The following is a 14,644-nucleotide window of genomic DNA, read 5'->3' as shown; positions in this document are numbered from 1 at the left end:
CCCGGCCAGGTCGAAAACTGCCAGGTCATGCCCATGCTCACCTACGCCTCGGCGGCCGGGCACGCCTTCATCAACCGACGCCTGTACCTACCTGAGGCCTGGGCGGCCGATCCGGCTCGCCGGGCTGAGGCCGGCGTGCCCGAACAGGTCGCCTTCGCGACCAAGCCCGCCCTGGTCATCGCCATGCTGGCCGAGGAGTTGGCCGCCGCCACCCCGTTTCGCTACCTGTGCGCTGATGCCGCCTACGGGCGTGACCCCGACCTGCGGGCCTTCTGCCACCGGCACCAGATCGGCTACGTGCTGGCCGTCCCGCTCGATGTGCCTCTGATCGACGTTCGTGGCGAGGCCGAGTCGGTCGAGCACGTCCTGGACCGGCTACTCGCCCACGGTGACTCCTCGATGTGGGAACGCCGCGCCTGCGGCAGCGGCACCAAAGGCCTGCGCCTGTACCACTGGAGTGCGGTCGCCGTCACCGTCAGCGGCCAGGACCCCGCCCCGGGATACACCCATACGCTGCTGATCCGCCGCAGCATCACCAGCCCGGATGAGATCGCGTTCTTCCTCGCCCACGCCCTGCGCGGCACCGCCATCCCCGAACTCATCACGGCCGCCGGCATGAGATGGAAGATCGAGGAGAACAACGAGACCGGCAAGGACCTGCTCGGCCTGACCCAGTACCAGGTCCGCTCCTGGACCGGCTGGCACCGGCACGTCACCACCGTCATGCTCGCCCTGGCCTTCCTGGCCATCACCCGCGCCCGCTTACCCGACGACGACCCTCCCGGCCACCCCGACGACTCACACGATCAAGACGACGATCAGGGAAAAGAACACGCGCACCGCACCGCGCACCCGTACCCGACACCTTCTTGATCGGCCCGTCCGTCACCGAAATATGCCGGGTCCTGGCCCGGCTCCTCATTCCCGCTGCCAACGACGTCGGCCACGTCCTGGCCTGGTCCCGCTTCCGGCGCCTCCACCAGACCAGAGCGCTACTCAGCCACTACCGCAACCGCGGCCATGCCATTCCAGGGAATCTACGGACGTAGTACTTGAAGCGGCGGGATTGGCTCTGACCCCTCACACACGCAGAACGGTGACTTGGCGTCCGGATGGTGTGGTCGCCTGCTCGAAAGCGCCTCGTTCCTTCCAGGGCGGGGCCTCAGGGCGCCGGTCGAAGATCACCAGCGCGCCGGTGGAGAGGGTGAGGCGGTCCAGGTACCGGTCGAGCTGGGCGAGTCCGTCGGGCGTGGGGTCGTCTCCGTTCGTTCGCCAGACCTTCAGCTCCATGGCCTCGCGTTGGATCAGCCGCTCGCCGTCGGGGCCGGGGTAGGGCCAGCGGACCAGGACGTCCAGGCGTTTGGTGCCGGCGGCGTACTCGCGGTCGAGGTGGCCTCCGCCGTTGACCAGGCGGTGCAGGAAGGCCATGAGGATGATGTGGCAGGCGGCCTCGTGGTAGCCCTCCTGGTTGATGAGGACCTCTGCGTGCTCGCGCCAGAACACGACGAACTCCTGCAGCAGGCGCGGCAGGTCGAACCGGCCGTCCGGCAGTACGAAGCTGTGCGGATCGGCGCGTACGAACCGTTCCGTGCGATCGCCCAGCACCCGTAGCAGGACTTCTCGATAGATGGGGTTGGCGATCTCCAGGTCCCTGGTTCCGCGGATGAGGCCCAGGTCGTGGACGTAGGAGGCGGCCTCGTCGAAGTCAGCGTCCAGGCCTGGAGAGGTGCCGGCCACGATCGGTTCGATCACTTGCTTGACCCGGGGTTCGTGCAGGCGGGCTACCAGGGCGTCCAGGTGGGTGGCGCGTGCCCGGATCAGTCGCTCTTTTGCGTCCTCCACCTGCCCGTCACCGATCGTCCCTGTCACCCCCATCTTGAAGGTGATCTCATGGGCGAGGGCGTTGACCAGCCAAGGTTGTCCCTGGGTCAGCTCGAAGACGCGGTCCACCGCGTCCTTGGTGAACTCCTGGCCGGTCGCCTGGCTGTGCTGGTCGTACAGCTCGGCGATCTGGTCGGCGGTGAAGTCGCCCAGCCGCAGTGAGTCAGAGATGATGTTGAACGGGCTGGCAGGGCTGAACCGCGCGGGATCGCCGCCCGAGGCGACCTTGTACTCGCGCAGGTCGCGCAACCCACACAGCACCACCGAGCCGGGGAACGGAAGCCCCTTGGGCCGCGCGTTGTGACCGTGGCGGAGCTGGTTGAGGATGCTGATCAGGCTGTCGCCTTGCAGAGCATCGATCTCGTCGAGGAACAGCACGACCCGGCGCGGGCAGCGGCGGCACCACGCGCTCAGCGCCTTACCGAGCTGGGTTCTCACCGGGTTCCGTGGCCAGGGGTCCGGCGGCAGCAGTTCGTCCGGCCATCCCGACAGGTCGGCGGCCTCGCGAAGGGAGTCCAGCAGAATCGTTTCCGCGGCGGCGATGTCGTCGCCGGCCGTCTTGGCACGCTCGCAGGAGAACGACAGGGCGGCGATGTCGCCCTCGGCGGTCAGCTCGGAGGCCAGGGTGTCCAGGATGGTCGTCTTGCCGGTCTGCCGGGGCGCGTGCAGCACGAAGTAGCGGTCCAACTCGATCAGCGTCCGTGCCTCGGGAAGCCGTGGTGTGGGGGGCAGCATGTAGTGGCGCTGCGGGTCGCACGGGCCGGTGGTGTTGAAGTACCTCGCTCGGGGTGGCGGCATGATCACATTCTGCCACCATTCTGACCCAGGAGCCTGAAGATCCTCCGACTGGTCTCGGCCAGCTTCTCGTCGCTGAAAGGTCCGTACTGTTCCAGGATCCTGCGCCGCATCAGGAACTCTCGGTATATCGGGTTGGCGATCTCCGGCTCTCCGGTTCCCCGGATGAGACCCAGATTGCGAACGTAGGAGACGTCGTCGATGGAAGCGCCCGTGCCCGGCAGTGTTCCCTCAATGATCGCCCGGATTACCCGCTCCACCCGGGGCTCGTACAGCCGCGCCATGAGGGCGTCCAGGTGGACGGGGCGCTCCCGGATCAGCCGCTCCTTGGCCTCATCGACCTGCCCGGTGGTGATGGCGCCACTCACCCCATCTCGAAGATGATCTCGTAGGCGAGGGCGTTGACCAGCCAAGGTTGTCCCTGGGTCAGCTCGAAGACCCGCTCCACCGCGTCCTTGGTGAACTCCTGGCCGGTCGCCTGCGTGTGCTGGTCGTAGAGTTCGGCGATCTGGTCGGTCGTGAAGTCGCCCAGGCACAGCGACTCGGTGATGATGGTGAACGGGCCGGCCGGATTCGACCAATCGCGGTTGCCTCCAGAGGTGACCTTGTAGTCGGGCACGTCGCGCAACCCGCACAGCACCACGGACGAGGGGAACGGACGGCCCTCATGCCGGGCGTTGTGGCCGTCGCGAAGCTGGCGGAAGATGCTGATCATGCTGGAGCCCTGCAGGGCGTCGATCTCGTCGAGAATCAGGACCACCCGGCGCGGGCGGCGGCGGCACCATTCGCTCAGCGCGGTACCGAACCGACTGCCTGGCGCAACCTGGGGCCAGGGATCCGGCGGCAGCAGCTCCTCGAGCCACCCCGACAGGTCGGCGGCTCTGCGGAGGGAGTCCAGCAGAATCGCCTCCGTGGCGGGCGATGTCGTCGCTGAAGATCTTGGCGCGCTCGCTGGAGAACGTCAGGGCGGCGATGTCGCCCTCGGCGGTCAGGTCGGAGGCCAGGGTGCGCAGGATGGTCGTCTTGCCGGTCTGCCGGGGCGCGTGCAGCACGAAGTAGCGGTCCAACTCGATGAGCTCGCGCACCTGCGGGAGCTGCGGCGTGGGCGGCAGCATGTAGTGGTGTCGCGGGTCGTAGGGGCCGGTGGTGTTGAAGTATCTCGCTCGGGGTGGCGACGTGGTCACATTCTGCCATCGCTGGCTCTGTCGATGATGAGATTCCGTGTCGGTAGCGCAGAGGTGGTCGAGCCGGTGGCGGGCCGCGCGCGGAGGTGTCATGTGCATGTGACATCGCGCGGTGGGAGGACGGCGGTGTCTCGTCGTTGTACGCACGCACGCTATCTGGCCTCGCCGTTGAGGAGTCGCCTCCACAGCTTCTCGGCCTCATCCGTCCTCTGCGGATGACTCTCCCGCACCTGACAGGCGTCTGCGAGCCGGTCCGTCCTGCGCACCCATGCCAGTCCTCCAGTCGTGCAGAACTCGAGGACGCGCGCCTTGCACTCGCAGGTGTGCCGCCTGATCCGCACCCGATCGAAGCGCTGCTTCGGCTCGCACCAGTCGATCACTTCGGCGTCGGCCCGGTGGCGGACGTGCGGGCCATGGAAGTCGGGAAGTTCGCTCATGGTCAGTACCTCTCTTGGCGAACGCGGCCACGGTGAGAATCCGCGGTGGGGCCAGGTTCGTGCTGTGGCTGCCGCTCATCAGCGGAGGTCCCGCAACGGCACATCAGGGGCAGGCACCTGACACGCACCAAGGGCCGCATTTACAGATAGGCCCATTAGCCGGACGGCGTGTACGGCGGGAAGAGCTGCTCGGCGGCCGCGTCCAACGAGGCCACCTGGCCGTCGTCCAGCCGGCGGGGCGGCGCAGGCGGTGGTGCCCGACGTCGTGCCGCTCGCCGCGCCCGGCACGGTCGCGGTGCCGCTGCGCGACCCGGGCCTGACGTGGCCGCTCTCGATCGTCACCCACGGCCGTAACACCCCGAGCCGGGCCCTGCGGACGCTGCTCGACCTGATCGCGGAAACCCGGTCCTTACCAAAGAAGAACGACCGCACAAGCGGCCGTCCGTAGGAATAGAACCGGCCCGTAAAGTGTCTGTGTCTGCGCGTCCAGGTGCGTTTCACCTGGTTCCCCAGCTTCGTGCCGAAAGGCCGGGAAGGGAGAGCTGTGCCCCGGCAGACCCAGTACCACAAGAACCCGGAAGTCGTTTCGCGGCTCGACCCGGAGCAGTACCGCGTGACCCAGCAGGACGGCACCGAGCGCCCGTTCGCCAACGCCTACTGGGACAACCACGAGCCCGGCATCTACGTCGATGTCGTGTCCGGCGAGCCGCTGTTCGCGTCGGTCGACAAGTACGACAGCCAATCCGGCTGGCCGAGCTTCACCAAGCCGATCGCCAAGACGAACGTCGTCGAGCGCGAGGACTTCAGCCACAGGATGATCCGGGCGGAGGTCCGCTCGCTGCACGGGGACAGCCACCTCGGCCACGTTTTCGACGACGGTCCTCTCGACAGGGGTGGGCTGCGCTACTGCATCAACTCCGCGTCGTTGCGGTTCATCCACCTCGACGACCTGGAGCAGGAGGGGTACGGCGAATACCGCACCCTGTTCACAAGTGACACCGACGACAAGTAGGGAGACGACGTGACCACCGAAAAGGCGCTCCTCGCCGGCGGCTGCTTCTGGGGCATGGAGGAGTTGTTCCGCCACCAGTCCGGCGTCGTGTCCACGCGCGTCGGCTACAGCGGCGGCGACGTCCCGAACGCCACCTACCGCAACCACGGCACCCACGCGGAGTCCATCGAGGTCGTCTACGATCCCGAGAAGACCGACTTCCGCGCGCTGCTCGAGTTCTTCTTCCAGGTGCACGACCCCTCGACGAAGAACCGCCAGGGCAACGACATCGGTACCAGCTACCGCTCGGCGATCTTCTACACCAGCGACGAGCAGAAGCGGGTCGCTGAGGACACGATCGCCGACGTCGACGCCTCGGGCCTGTGGCCCGGCAAGGTCGTCACCGAGGTCACCCCGGCGGGCGACTTCTGGGAGGCCGAGCCCGAGCACCAGGACTACCTGCAGAAGTACCCCCACGGCTACACCTGCCATTTCCCCCGTCCCGGGTGGAAGCTCCCGAAGCGGGCAACGGCCTGACATCTCCGGCGCGCGAACCCCGAGTCCGCGCGCCGGCGCGTATCCGGGAAAAACGTGGGCGAGGAGAGCCCCATGCGTGACTACCCCGAGGCGATCGCCGGGTTCGGCCACGTCGAGCCCGTCCCGCGGCGGGTCCGCGCCGTGGCCGGCGCGGACGCCGTCGCGGGACTCGCCGGTCACGTCCGGTTGGTGTGGGATGCCCTCGACGTGTGGTTCGAGGAGGAGGAGCGGATCTTCGTCCACCCGCGCAACCCGTACACGCGCGTCGATGTCCTGCGCTCTACCCGGCACGTGCGCGTCGCCCTCGAAGGCCACACGCTCGCCGAGTCGTCGTCGCCGGTGCTGCTGTTCGAAACCGGCCGGCCGACGTCCTACTACTTCAACCGCACCGACGTTGACTTCACGCGGCTGGTGCCCACGAGCACGGTCACCGCATGCCCGTACAAGGCCGCACGCGCGGCTACTGGTCGGTGCGCGTGAACGACATCCTGCGCCAGGACCTGGCCTGGACCTACGACTTCCCGACCGCAGCGCTCGACCCGATCAAGGGCCTGGTCTGCCTCTACAACGAGAAGGTGGACCTCTTCGTAGACGGCGCCGGGATCCCGCGGCCGGACACGCACTTCTCTGACACGTCAGTCCACTTCGGACTGCAGCTGCGCCGCCGCCTGGGGCCTGTACGGTCTACTGGACTGAGCCCGGCGCCGCCGCTGCGGTGCTTTCGTCGTTGCGCGGTCGCCGTAGCCGCCCGTTATCGTGGGGCAACGGCATCCGCTACTCGGCGGCGGGTGTGTCAGTCCGGGTCGTCAGCGCTCTGAGCAGCGATTGCGCGTCGTACGGGCCGACGTGTCGGCGGCCGTTGATGAAGAGCGTCGGGACGGCGGTGATGTTCATGGCCTCGGCATCGAGTATGTCGTCGCGCACTCGGCCGGTGACCTCGGCCGAGATGAGGTCTTTTTCGAACTGCTCGACGTCCAGGCCCAGGTCGTGGGCGATGTGGATGATGTCGGACGGCCGCTGGTTGTCCTGGTCGTCGAAGATCGCGCGCGCGAAGTCGAAGAACTTGTCCTGTGCGGCCGCAGCCTCGGATGCCTCCGCCGCTGCGAGCGCGTTCGGGTGGATCTGCACGAGCGGGGCGTGGCGCCACACGTAGCGGAGCTGGTCCCCGAGCACGTCGCGCACCTCGAGGATGGATCCCGATGCCTTGAGGCAGAAGCCGCACTGGAAGTCGCCATACTCGACGATCGTGTAGGGCGCGTCCGGGTCTCCGAGCACGTGGTCGCGTGCCGGGTCGACCGGGCGCGCGAGCGTCTGACCGAAATCGTCGTCGGGGCGCACGGCATCCGAGACCCGGAAGACGATCGTCGCGAGCACGAAGGCGATGACGGATGCCGCGAGCACACCCACCCGCGCCTCGTTCTGCGCGAGCTCGTCGTCGATCGCGAGGTCAACGATGAACAGCGAGATGGTGAATCCGATCCCGCACAGCGCGGCACCCCCGAAGATGCGATCGAGGGTGAGTCCCGCTCCGAACTCGCCGAGCCTCAAGTGCCGGAGGAACGCGCTCGATCCGAAGACGCCGAGGAGCTTGCCGACGACGAGGCCCACGACGACGCCCCACGTCAGGGCAGAGCCGGCCGCGCCCGCGAGGATCTCGGGGCTCAGCATGACACCCGCGTTGGCGAGGGCGAACATCGGAAGGATGACGTACGCGACGTACGGGGCGTACGCCGACTGGAGACGCTCGTTGATCGAGATGGATTCGCGCAGGCTGTTCGCAGCGGCGCGGGCGTACTCGGTGTTGGGCGACTGGCGGAAGGTGCGCGCGAGTTCCAGAGCGTGCTCGACGTCGGTGCGGTTGGGGCGGTACACGGGGACGAGCAGTGCGATCGCGACGCCCGCGAGGGTCGGGTGCACGCCCGAAGCGAGGAAGGCCAGCCACACCACGATCGCGAGAGATACGTACACGGGCCCGCGGCCGCCGCGGAGATAGCGCGTGAAGTACACGCCGACGAGCCCGACGGCGGCGACGAGGAGCGGCAGCGGGGTGAAGTTCTCGGTGTAGACCAGCGCGATGATGCTGAGCGCCCCGATGTCATCGACGACCGCGAGCGCGAGGAGGAAGACGCGCAGGCGTCCAGGGACGCGCGGGCCGATCAGGGCCAGGGCGCCGACGAGGAAGGCCGTGTCGGTCGAGATCACGACTCCCCACGCATGCTCGTTTCCGGAGCCCCTTGCGATGAGGACGAAAAGGAGTGCGGGCACCACCAGGCCTGCGATGGCGGCGGCGACGGGCACCAGGGCACGGGACCGGCTCGTCAGCTCCCCGATCGCGAACTCCCGGCGTACTTCGAGCCCGACCGTGAAGAAGAAGATCGCCATCAGCGCGTCGTTCACTAGTGCGTGAAGCGTGAAGTCCAGATGCAGGTCGCCGACGCCGACCATCAGATGGGCCTGCCAGACCGTCTCGTACAACGCCATGGACACGTTGGCCCAGACGATCGCCGCAAGCGTTGCAATGAGGAGGAGCAGGGCGCCGATCCGGTTCTGGCCCATTGAGCCGATTCGCGCGGCGATCGACGGGCGTGGACGACTGCGGGCGGTGCCCTGCTCAGCGTCGAGTGACGTCTGGATGACGGTGAGGTTGGTCATGATTAATCACCGGGCCGGCTGGTCGTGTCGGTGTGCGGGCGTCTCCAGAGAAGCCTCGGGTGACGGATGACATGCGTGCTCCTGTTCTCGAGGTACGACGGGTGGTCGGCCCGACGAAGCGGGTCGGTCGGCAGTCTAGCCACAACTGGACTAATTCGTCCGGAATTGTCCGCGATTCCCACTGGCTCGGGCCGAAGCCCGGCTCGGGTTCCTCCCCGGTCGCCTCAAGTCCCGCGTGGGGTCGAGCACCGACATAGTCACGGCCATTGACGCGCGCCGTCCCAGTAAGGACCATATGGTCCAGATTTGCTGCCCGCTCCGGCATGGTCATTGCCTATAGTGGACCTTGTGGACCGTTATGGCCAGGACGGCGGCCGTGCCGACGCGCCCCCGGCTGAGGAGACCGTCGAAGCCAGGCTCGGTAGGCTGCTCGCGATTCAGGAACCCTTGCTGAACAACCTGCACTCGGTACGGGACCTCGTCCAATGGCGGGACGAGGTCGTCCGCCTGGGGCAGAGGCGCGACGACGGGATCTGTCCGCTGGGTGACCTGGCCGAGCTGCTCGCCGACGGCGACGGAGCTGGACGGTCGGCGGTTCGCGCCGGTCTCGCGGCATGGGAGTCGCTCTTGGCGGGCGGACTCACCCGGATCCGGGAAAGCGGCGAACTCGCGGCGGATGCCGATCCTGAAAGGCTCGCGACCAGCCTGATGGCCGCGCTACAGGGCGGTCTGCTTCTCGCCCGCACCACCCGCGACGTGCGGCGGTTGGAGGTGGCCCTGGACATAGCCCTCGGCTACGTCCGCGCACACGCTGTCACGCCGTGAGGAACGACCTCACGTGGTCAAGCGCCATATCGAGGGCGATCTCCATGGGCTTGATGTCATGCGCGGTCGCAGCGAGGAGGTACCCGCCTTGCAAGGCGGCCATGAGACCCGTGGCCAGTTTCTCCGGGTCGGCGTCCGGCCTGAGCACTCCGCCTTCCCGCATCCGCCGAAGGCCGGCGGCGAGCAGCCCTTCCCATTCCACGAATGACTCGGCGAGCGTGGCACGGGCTTGGTCGTCCTGGTCGGCGAGTTCGCTGGCCAGCGAGCCGAGCGCACAGCCGTAGGCGCCGTTCTGCAACGCGTTTCGCTGCACCAGCGCGTCGCGCCAGCGGACCAGGCCGCGGAACGACTTCAAGCGCTGAAGGTTGCCCCGTTCACGCTCGAGGACCTGCGCGGCGCGCGCCGCGACGACGGCGCGGACCAGTTCCTCCTTGTCCGGGAAGTGGTTGTAGAGTTGGGACTTGCTGGTGTTGCTCGCGGCCCGGACGTCGTCCAGCGTGGTCGCGTTCACGCCCTTCACGTACATCAGCTCGACAGCAGCCGCCACGATGCGCGCGCGGGTGGCGGCCCCACGTGGCGTCAGCCTCTGCCCCGGCTGTTCGTTCTCCGGCCTGCTCACAGTCCTCAGGCTACCCTGTTTGATCACAGCCGCCGCATGGACTATATGGTCCCGCTCGGCCACGGGTCTGTCCCTAGACGGGACGCGGTGATGATGTTCTCCGCGGTGAGGATGTTGTCGCCCACAAACCGGAGTCAACTAACTGGACTATCACGTCCATGTAAGTCTGGCGTGGCATCGATTGGCAAGCCCTCCGCCAGTCATTAGCAGTAGGGTTGAGCAGCGCTTCTGATGGTCCTGGCGGTACGTCCTCGTCTGGTGGGGTGCATCTGCACTGTTACCATGATGGACGATATAGTCCACAAAATCGTCCAGAGACTGCGGCGAGGACTGGATACAGGGAGGTGCTGGATGAAGGCGATCGTGGTGACGGACGAGGCCGCGGGAACGGCCGGGATGACGCTGGCGAAGCGACCCCCGCCCGAGGCGGCGGGGAACGATGTGCTGGTTGAGGTTCATGCGTCGGGATTCACCCCAGGGGAGCTGACATGGCCCTCAACCTGGACCGACCGCCTCGGCCGTGACCGGACACCGTCGATCCCCGGCCACGAGCTGGCCGGAGTGGTCAGCGCTCTCGGCTACGGCACGACGGGGTTGTCGGTGGGCCAGCGGGTGTTCGGCCTCACGGACTGGACTCGCGACGGCACCCTGGCGGAGTACGCAGCCGTCGAGGCGCGTAACCTCGCCCAGCTGCCAGGCGACGTCGACTTCACGGTGGGCGCGAGCCTGCCGATCTCGGGCCTGACCGCGTGGCAAGGACTGTTCGAGCATGGCCGTGTCCAGGCGGGGCAGAGCGTCCTTGTGCATGGTGCGGCCGGCGGAGTCGGTTCGATAGTGACGCAGCTCGCCCGCGAGACGGGCGCCTACGTCATCGGCACCGGACGGGCTGCCGACCGGCAGACGGCGCTCGACTTCGGCGCGCAGGAGTTCGTCGACCTCGAGAACGACACCCTGGAAGACGTCGGCGGAGTCGATCTGGTGTTCGACGTCATCGGCGGCGACATCGGGAACCGGTCCGCAGGCCTGATTCGAGCCGGAGGAACGCTGGTGACCATCGCCGGCCCGCCCGAAGCGCGGCCCGCCGACGGCCGAGCGATCGACTTCGTCGTCGAGGCCGATCACGCCCAACTGAAGGAGATCGTCCAGCGGGTGCGGGACGGACGACTGCGGACGGTCATCGGAAACGTCGCGACCCTTGACGACGCCGTCGCCGCCTTCAATCCGACCGAGCGGGTCAAGGGGAAGACGATCATCCGCGTTCGTCCGTAAGGACTCGGGGGACGCGATCACGGGCGGCAGATCGGCACAACGAGCTTGGCGCTCTCCTCGCAACAAGATGTCGCCGGCTAGTCGAGTCGGCGCAGAACGTAACGCAGACCCAAAGCGCCATGTAGGCGAGGGCTAATACAGAGAGGTATTCACATGAAAGCGATCGTGGTGACGGACCAGGTCGCCGGAACGGCTGGGATGAAGCTGGTGGAGCGGCCCGAACCGCAGGCGGCTAGGCTCGCCAGCCTCTCGGGCGCGAACTACGGCGATGTCGTCGTTGAGGTTCATGCGTCCGGATTCACCTGGGATGAGCTATCGTGGCCCTCGACCTGGACCGACCGCCTCGGCCGTGACCGGACGCCGTCGATCCCTGGCCACGAGCTGGCCGGAGTGGTCAGCGCCCTCAGTTATGGCACGACGGGGCTGTCGGTGGGCCAGCGGGTGTTCGGTCTCACGGACTGGACTCGCGACGGCACGCTGGCGGAGTACGTAGTCGTCGAGGCACGCAACCTCGCGCCGCTCCCGGGCGACGTCGACTTCACGGTGGGGGCGAGCGTCGTGATGTCGGGCTTGACCGCGTGGCAGGGGCTGTTCGAGCACGGCCGCCTCCGGGCGGGGCAGAGCGTCCTCGTGCACGGTGCGGCCGGCGCAGTCGGTTCGATGGCGGCGCAGCTCGCCCGCGAGGCCGGCGCCTATGTCATCGGCACCGGACGCGCTGCCGGCCGTCAGACGGCGCTCGACTTCGGCGCGCAGGAGTTCGTCGACCTCGAGAACGACGCCCTGGAAGACATCGGTGGAGTTGATCTGGTGTTCGATGTCTTCGGAGGCGACATCGGGACGCGGTCCGCGGGTCTGGTTCGAGCCGGAGGAACGCTGGTGTCCGTCGTAGGACCGCCCGAGGCGCGGCCCGCCGACGGCCTGGCGGTCGACTTCGTTGTCGTGCCCGATCGCCCTCAACTGAGTGAGATCGTCCAGCGGGTGCGTGACGGACGAGTGCGGACGAACATCGGCAACATCGCAACCCTCGACGATGCCGTCGCCGCCTTCAACCCGACCGAGCGGGCCAAGGGGAAGACCATCATCCGCGTTCGCCCGTAAGGACCCAGCGACGTGATCGCCGGGCGGCAGATCGGCACGGCGAGCCGCGACGGCCCGCAGCCGGTCCACTCGGACGTCGGCTCGTGTGGCCAAGCCCAGGCATAGCCCTGGGATTGCTTTGCCCTCGTTGGTTACGCACATACGGAGAAACCAAATGGAACCCGAGATGAATGTACAGAAGAACGGCGACAGCGGATCGTACGATGCCGTGGTCGACGGACAGGTTGTCGGCATGATCGTCTACCACACGCAGCGAGGTGATCAACGCGTGACGTTCAGCCACACGATCGTTGAGCCTGAGTACCGCGGCCGAGGGATCGCAACTCGGCTTGTCAAACACGCCCTGGACGACCTGCGAGCGCAAGACCTGAAACTCACCAACTACTGCTCCTTCGTGGCGGACTACATTGCCGACCACCCTGAATACAAGGAACTCATCGACAGTCGCTTCCCGGGCCGCGCGACGGTACCCGACCGCGCACCGCGCGAACGCGCCAACTGACGGGGGAATGGCCATGCCGGTGAAGCCGGCGACGCGATCGCGTCACGGGGCTGCGGTGTCGCGAACCTCGGCGTGACCGGTCAGCTCACGTCGAGCACGGCCTTGCCCGCGATCTGGCGGGCGAAGAGCGCCTCCACCGCGCCGGCGACGTCCCTTCAGTCCATGCGCCGACCGATCTGCGGGTCGAGGCGGCCCGCGGCGAGCATCCCGACGAGAATGGCGAGGTCCCCGGCCAGCTCTGCGCCCATCAGGAACGACTGCAGGCTGCGCAGTTCCCCGACCGTCGCATACGGCTCGAACACGGTGGGCTCACCGGACGTGGCGCCGATGGACTGCACCGACCCGCCCACGGCGAGGAGGGCGAACGCTTGGGCGAGCTGAGGGCCACCGACGTTGTCGAGCACGCCGTGCAGCCCCGGCTCGACCCCGTCGAGCCCGACCACGACATCGGCCGCTCCCAGCTCGGCGAGGCCCTCGCCGCGTGCCGCGCTGCCGACCGAGGCGATCACGTGCGCCCCGGCTGCCGCTCCCAGCTGCACCGCGAACCGTCCGACCCCGCCGGACGCCCCGGTGACGAGCACCCGCTGACCCGTCACGAAGCCGAGCCTGCGAAGTGCTCGCAGCGCCGTGACCCCGGCGACCGGGAGCGCCGAGGCCGCTCCGAGGTCCACCTCTTCGGGCACGACCGCCAGCTCGGCGACCGGGACTGCCCGTAGCTGCGCCCATGCACCGGACGGTCCGAACGTGACGACCCGGCTGCCCGCGGGCGGCCCGGAGCCGTCGGCCGCAGGGGTGCGCACCACACCCGCGGCGTCCCACCCCGGTACGTAACCCGCCGGTTGATTGGCGATGCCGCGCAGCTCACCGTGGTTCAAGATCGCGCCGCGCAGCTCGCCGTGATTCAGCGAGATCGCGCGTACCTCGACGAGCACCTCGTCGGACGCGGGAACTGGATCGGTGGTCTCGCCGAGCCGCAACCCGGCCGGGACGTCGTGGTCCACCACTAGAGCGAGCACGGTCAACTCCTTCCGGGCGATCCTGCGACCGCCAGTGTTGAGATCGTCTTGGGGCTGGCTGCAACGGGACCGAGGTCGCCGTACAGGGGCCGCTGTTCACGCCCGCGATCGCACGACGGCACCGCGAACTCGCCGGCCAGAAGATGCGCTGGTTTCCTTCAGCCGGCATCCGATCGGCAGCGCCACCATGGCGGTACCCACGTCGTTCACGTGAGGCTTGAGCGTGGAAACCTAATCTTCCGTGATACGGGCAGTTTCACCACGTGGCTATGATCGTCGACGCCACGCTTAAGAGTGGGTCTATCGCCGGGAACTGCCGTGGCGCGCACGTGTCAGGCGGGCTGTCGCACCGCCGTCCCAAGAGCATTGTCGATCAGGTACCGCCAGAGTCCATCGGCGCCGCGGCGCGCGATATCGCTTGCCGAGCCTTCGAGGTGTACGTGCTTGCCGTCGGGACCTGTGCCATCAATTGACCAGTCCAGCACGGTCTGGGCGATATCGCCGTTAACGAAAACATGGCGTGCCTTGGCCTCCAGCGGCAGGCCGAGACTGATATCGCGCTCGAGTTAGGCAGCGATCTCGGTATGACCAGTGACGGTTCCCCGTCTCTCGCGATGAACACGGCGTCCGGCTCGTACAAGGTCATTATCGCGCTGACCTTGCCAGAGTTGAACCGCTCAAGCAGCGACGCGACGACACCTTCGGGTTCAGTGGCGAGTGAATAAGGCATCGTGGTCTCCTGTTCGTATTGGTTGAACTGCGATGCGGTGATGACGACTCAGGACTCCGTCGCCCTACCCAGGCGGGATGAGACCCTCGTAGGACCGTCGGCACCGCA

General features: G+C 67.6%; 16 protein-coding genes and 2 pseudogenes. 11 read left to right on the top strand and 7 right to left on the bottom strand.

The window, feature by feature from the left end; all coding sequences use genetic code 11:
• Positions 1–3: 3 nt before the first annotated feature.
• Positions 4–873, top strand: a pseudogene (locus tag ACFLIM_RS36300) (IS701 family transposase); the annotation flags it as partial.
• 207 nt (positions 874–1,080) lie between these two features.
• On the opposite strand, the gene ACFLIM_RS36295 reads toward ACFLIM_RS36300, so the two are convergent.
• Genes ACFLIM_RS36295 through ACFLIM_RS36285 form a run of 3 tightly spaced genes read right to left on the bottom strand, consistent with a single transcriptional unit; the run spans position 1,081 to position 3,436 of the window.
• Positions 1,081–2,679, bottom strand: a complete 1,599-nt coding sequence (locus ACFLIM_RS36295) for an AAA family ATPase (RefSeq protein ID WP_393172900.1) — start codon at positions 2,677–2,679, stop codon at positions 1,081–1,083.
• A gap of 2 nt (positions 2,680–2,681) precedes the next feature.
• Positions 2,682–3,044: a hypothetical protein gene (locus tag ACFLIM_RS36290; protein WP_393172899.1), complete on the bottom strand. Its 363-nt coding sequence runs from the start codon at positions 3,042–3,044 to the stop codon at positions 2,682–2,684.
• Positions 3,041–3,436 carry a hypothetical protein gene (locus ACFLIM_RS36285; protein ID WP_393172898.1) on the bottom strand — a complete coding sequence of 132 codons (396 nt, stop codon included), beginning with the start codon at positions 3,434–3,436 and terminating at the stop codon, positions 3,041–3,043. Before ACFLIM_RS36285 ends, ACFLIM_RS36290 begins: the two co-directional genes overlap by 4 nt.
• 161 nt (positions 3,437–3,597) lie before the next feature.
• Between ACFLIM_RS36285 and ACFLIM_RS36280 the strand changes: the two genes are divergently transcribed.
• The gene (locus tag ACFLIM_RS36280; RefSeq protein WP_393172897.1) at positions 3,598–3,735 is read left to right on the top strand and encodes a hypothetical protein; all 138 of its coding nucleotides are present in this window, start codon (positions 3,598–3,600) and stop codon (positions 3,733–3,735) included.
• A gap of 277 nt (positions 3,736–4,012) precedes the next feature.
• Here ACFLIM_RS36280 and ACFLIM_RS36275 read toward each other — a convergent pair whose 3' ends face one another.
• Complete coding sequence (locus ACFLIM_RS36275) at positions 4,013–4,297, bottom strand: hypothetical protein (RefSeq protein WP_393172896.1); 285 nt, start codon at positions 4,295–4,297, stop codon at positions 4,013–4,015.
• A gap of 253 nt (positions 4,298–4,550) precedes the next feature.
• Here ACFLIM_RS36275 and ACFLIM_RS36270 point away from each other — a divergent pair, with 253 nt between their 5' ends.
• From ACFLIM_RS36270 to ACFLIM_RS36255, 4 genes and pseudogenes are all read left to right on the top strand, one after another.
• Complete coding sequence (locus ACFLIM_RS36270) at positions 4,551–4,745, top strand: hypothetical protein (RefSeq protein WP_393172895.1); 195 nt, start codon at positions 4,551–4,553, stop codon at positions 4,743–4,745.
• Positions 4,746–4,841: 96 nt separating this feature from the next.
• Positions 4,842–5,309: a peptide-methionine (R)-S-oxide reductase MsrB gene (msrB, locus tag ACFLIM_RS36265; protein ID WP_393172894.1), complete on the top strand. Its 468-nt coding sequence runs from the start codon at positions 4,842–4,844 to the stop codon at positions 5,307–5,309.
• A gap of 9 nt (positions 5,310–5,318) precedes the next feature.
• The gene (msrA, locus tag ACFLIM_RS36260) at positions 5,319–5,825 is read left to right on the top strand and encodes a peptide-methionine (S)-S-oxide reductase MsrA (RefSeq protein ID WP_393172893.1); all 507 of its coding nucleotides are present in this window, start codon (positions 5,319–5,321) and stop codon (positions 5,823–5,825) included.
• A gap of 72 nt (positions 5,826–5,897) precedes the next feature.
• A pseudogene (locus tag ACFLIM_RS36255) lies at positions 5,898–6,643 on the top strand (DUF427 domain-containing protein).
• Here the strand turns inward: ACFLIM_RS36255 and nhaA are convergent.
• On the bottom strand, positions 6,600–8,477 hold the full coding sequence (gene nhaA, locus ACFLIM_RS36250; RefSeq protein ID WP_393172892.1) for a Na+/H+ antiporter NhaA: 1,878 nt from the start codon (positions 8,475–8,477) through the stop codon (positions 6,600–6,602). The pseudogene ACFLIM_RS36255 and the gene nhaA sit on opposite strands and share 44 nt — an antisense overlap.
• 348 nt (positions 8,478–8,825) lie before the next feature.
• On the opposite strand from nhaA, the gene ACFLIM_RS36245 reads away from it, so the two are divergent.
• Positions 8,826–9,302: a TetR family transcriptional regulator C-terminal domain-containing protein gene (locus ACFLIM_RS36245; protein ID WP_393172891.1), complete on the top strand. Its 477-nt coding sequence runs from the start codon at positions 8,826–8,828 to the stop codon at positions 9,300–9,302.
• On the opposite strand, the gene ACFLIM_RS36240 is transcribed toward ACFLIM_RS36245, so the two are convergent.
• Positions 9,292–9,921 (bottom strand): TetR/AcrR family transcriptional regulator, encoded by a 630-nt coding sequence (locus tag ACFLIM_RS36240; RefSeq protein WP_393172890.1) that lies wholly within the window; start codon positions 9,919–9,921, stop codon positions 9,292–9,294. The genes ACFLIM_RS36245 and ACFLIM_RS36240 overlap by 11 nt on opposite strands.
• Positions 9,922–10,272: 351 nt before the next feature.
• Here ACFLIM_RS36240 and ACFLIM_RS36235 point away from each other — a divergent pair, with 351 nt between their 5' ends.
• The 3 genes from ACFLIM_RS36235 to ACFLIM_RS36225 all read left to right on the top strand — a co-directional run bounded on the left by ACFLIM_RS36235 (position 10,273) and on the right by ACFLIM_RS36225 (position 12,790).
• Positions 10,273–11,190: an NADP-dependent oxidoreductase gene (locus ACFLIM_RS36235; RefSeq protein WP_393172889.1), complete on the top strand. Its 918-nt coding sequence runs from the start codon at positions 10,273–10,275 to the stop codon at positions 11,188–11,190.
• Positions 11,191–11,343: 153 nt separating this feature from the next.
• Positions 11,344–12,288 carry an NADP-dependent oxidoreductase gene (locus ACFLIM_RS36230; protein WP_393172888.1) on the top strand — a complete coding sequence of 315 codons (945 nt, stop codon included), beginning with the start codon at positions 11,344–11,346 and terminating at the stop codon, positions 12,286–12,288.
• Between the two features lie 85 nt (positions 12,289–12,373).
• Entirely contained in the window at positions 12,374–12,790 is a 417-nt protein-coding gene (locus ACFLIM_RS36225; RefSeq protein ID WP_393172887.1) for a GNAT family N-acetyltransferase, read from the top strand.
• A 155-nt stretch (positions 12,791–12,945) separates the two neighbouring features.
• Here ACFLIM_RS36225 and ACFLIM_RS36220 read toward each other — a convergent pair whose 3' ends face one another.
• On the bottom strand, positions 12,946–13,806 hold the full coding sequence (locus ACFLIM_RS36220) for a zinc-binding dehydrogenase (protein ID WP_393172886.1): 861 nt from the start codon (positions 13,804–13,806) through the stop codon (positions 12,946–12,948).
• 269 nt (positions 13,807–14,075) lie between these two features.
• Here ACFLIM_RS36220 and ACFLIM_RS36215 point away from each other — a divergent pair, with 269 nt between their 5' ends.
• A complete protein-coding gene (locus ACFLIM_RS36215) occupies positions 14,076–14,279 on the top strand; it encodes a hypothetical protein (protein WP_393172885.1) in 204 nt (67 codons plus the stop codon).
• The last annotated feature ends 365 nt before the right edge of the window (positions 14,280–14,644 follow it).

The organism is Nonomuraea marmarensis (assembly GCF_043197025.1).
Lineage (GTDB): Bacteria > Actinomycetota > Actinomycetes > Streptosporangiales > Streptosporangiaceae > Nonomuraea > Nonomuraea marmarensis.
The sequence above is the reverse complement of the archived record's forward strand: the minus strand, read 5'-3'. Positions and strand labels throughout refer to the sequence as shown.

Excerpts from the sequence above, each read along its gene's own strand:
- ACFLIM_RS36230 (WP_393172888.1), top strand. The coding sequence starts at position 11,344 with ATGAAAGCGATCGTGGTGACGGACCAGGTCGCCGGAACGGCTGGGATG.
- nhaA (WP_393172892.1), bottom strand. The coding sequence starts at position 8,477 with ATGACCAACCTCACCGTCATCCAGACGTCACTCGACGCTGAGCAGGGC.
- ACFLIM_RS36295 (WP_393172900.1), bottom strand. The coding sequence starts at position 2,679 with ATGCCGCCACCCCGAGCGAGGTACTTCAACACCACCGGCCCGTGCGAC.
- ACFLIM_RS36275 (WP_393172896.1), bottom strand. The coding sequence starts at position 4,297 with ATGAGCGAACTTCCCGACTTCCATGGCCCGCACGTCCGCCACCGGGCC.
- ACFLIM_RS36235 (WP_393172889.1), top strand. The coding sequence starts at position 10,273 with ATGAAGGCGATCGTGGTGACGGACGAGGCCGCGGGAACGGCCGGGATG.
- ACFLIM_RS36215 (WP_393172885.1), top strand. The coding sequence starts at position 14,076 with ATGATCGTCGACGCCACGCTTAAGAGTGGGTCTATCGCCGGGAACTGC.
- ACFLIM_RS36280 (WP_393172897.1), top strand. The coding sequence starts at position 3,598 with ATGTCGTCGCTGAAGATCTTGGCGCGCTCGCTGGAGAACGTCAGGGCG.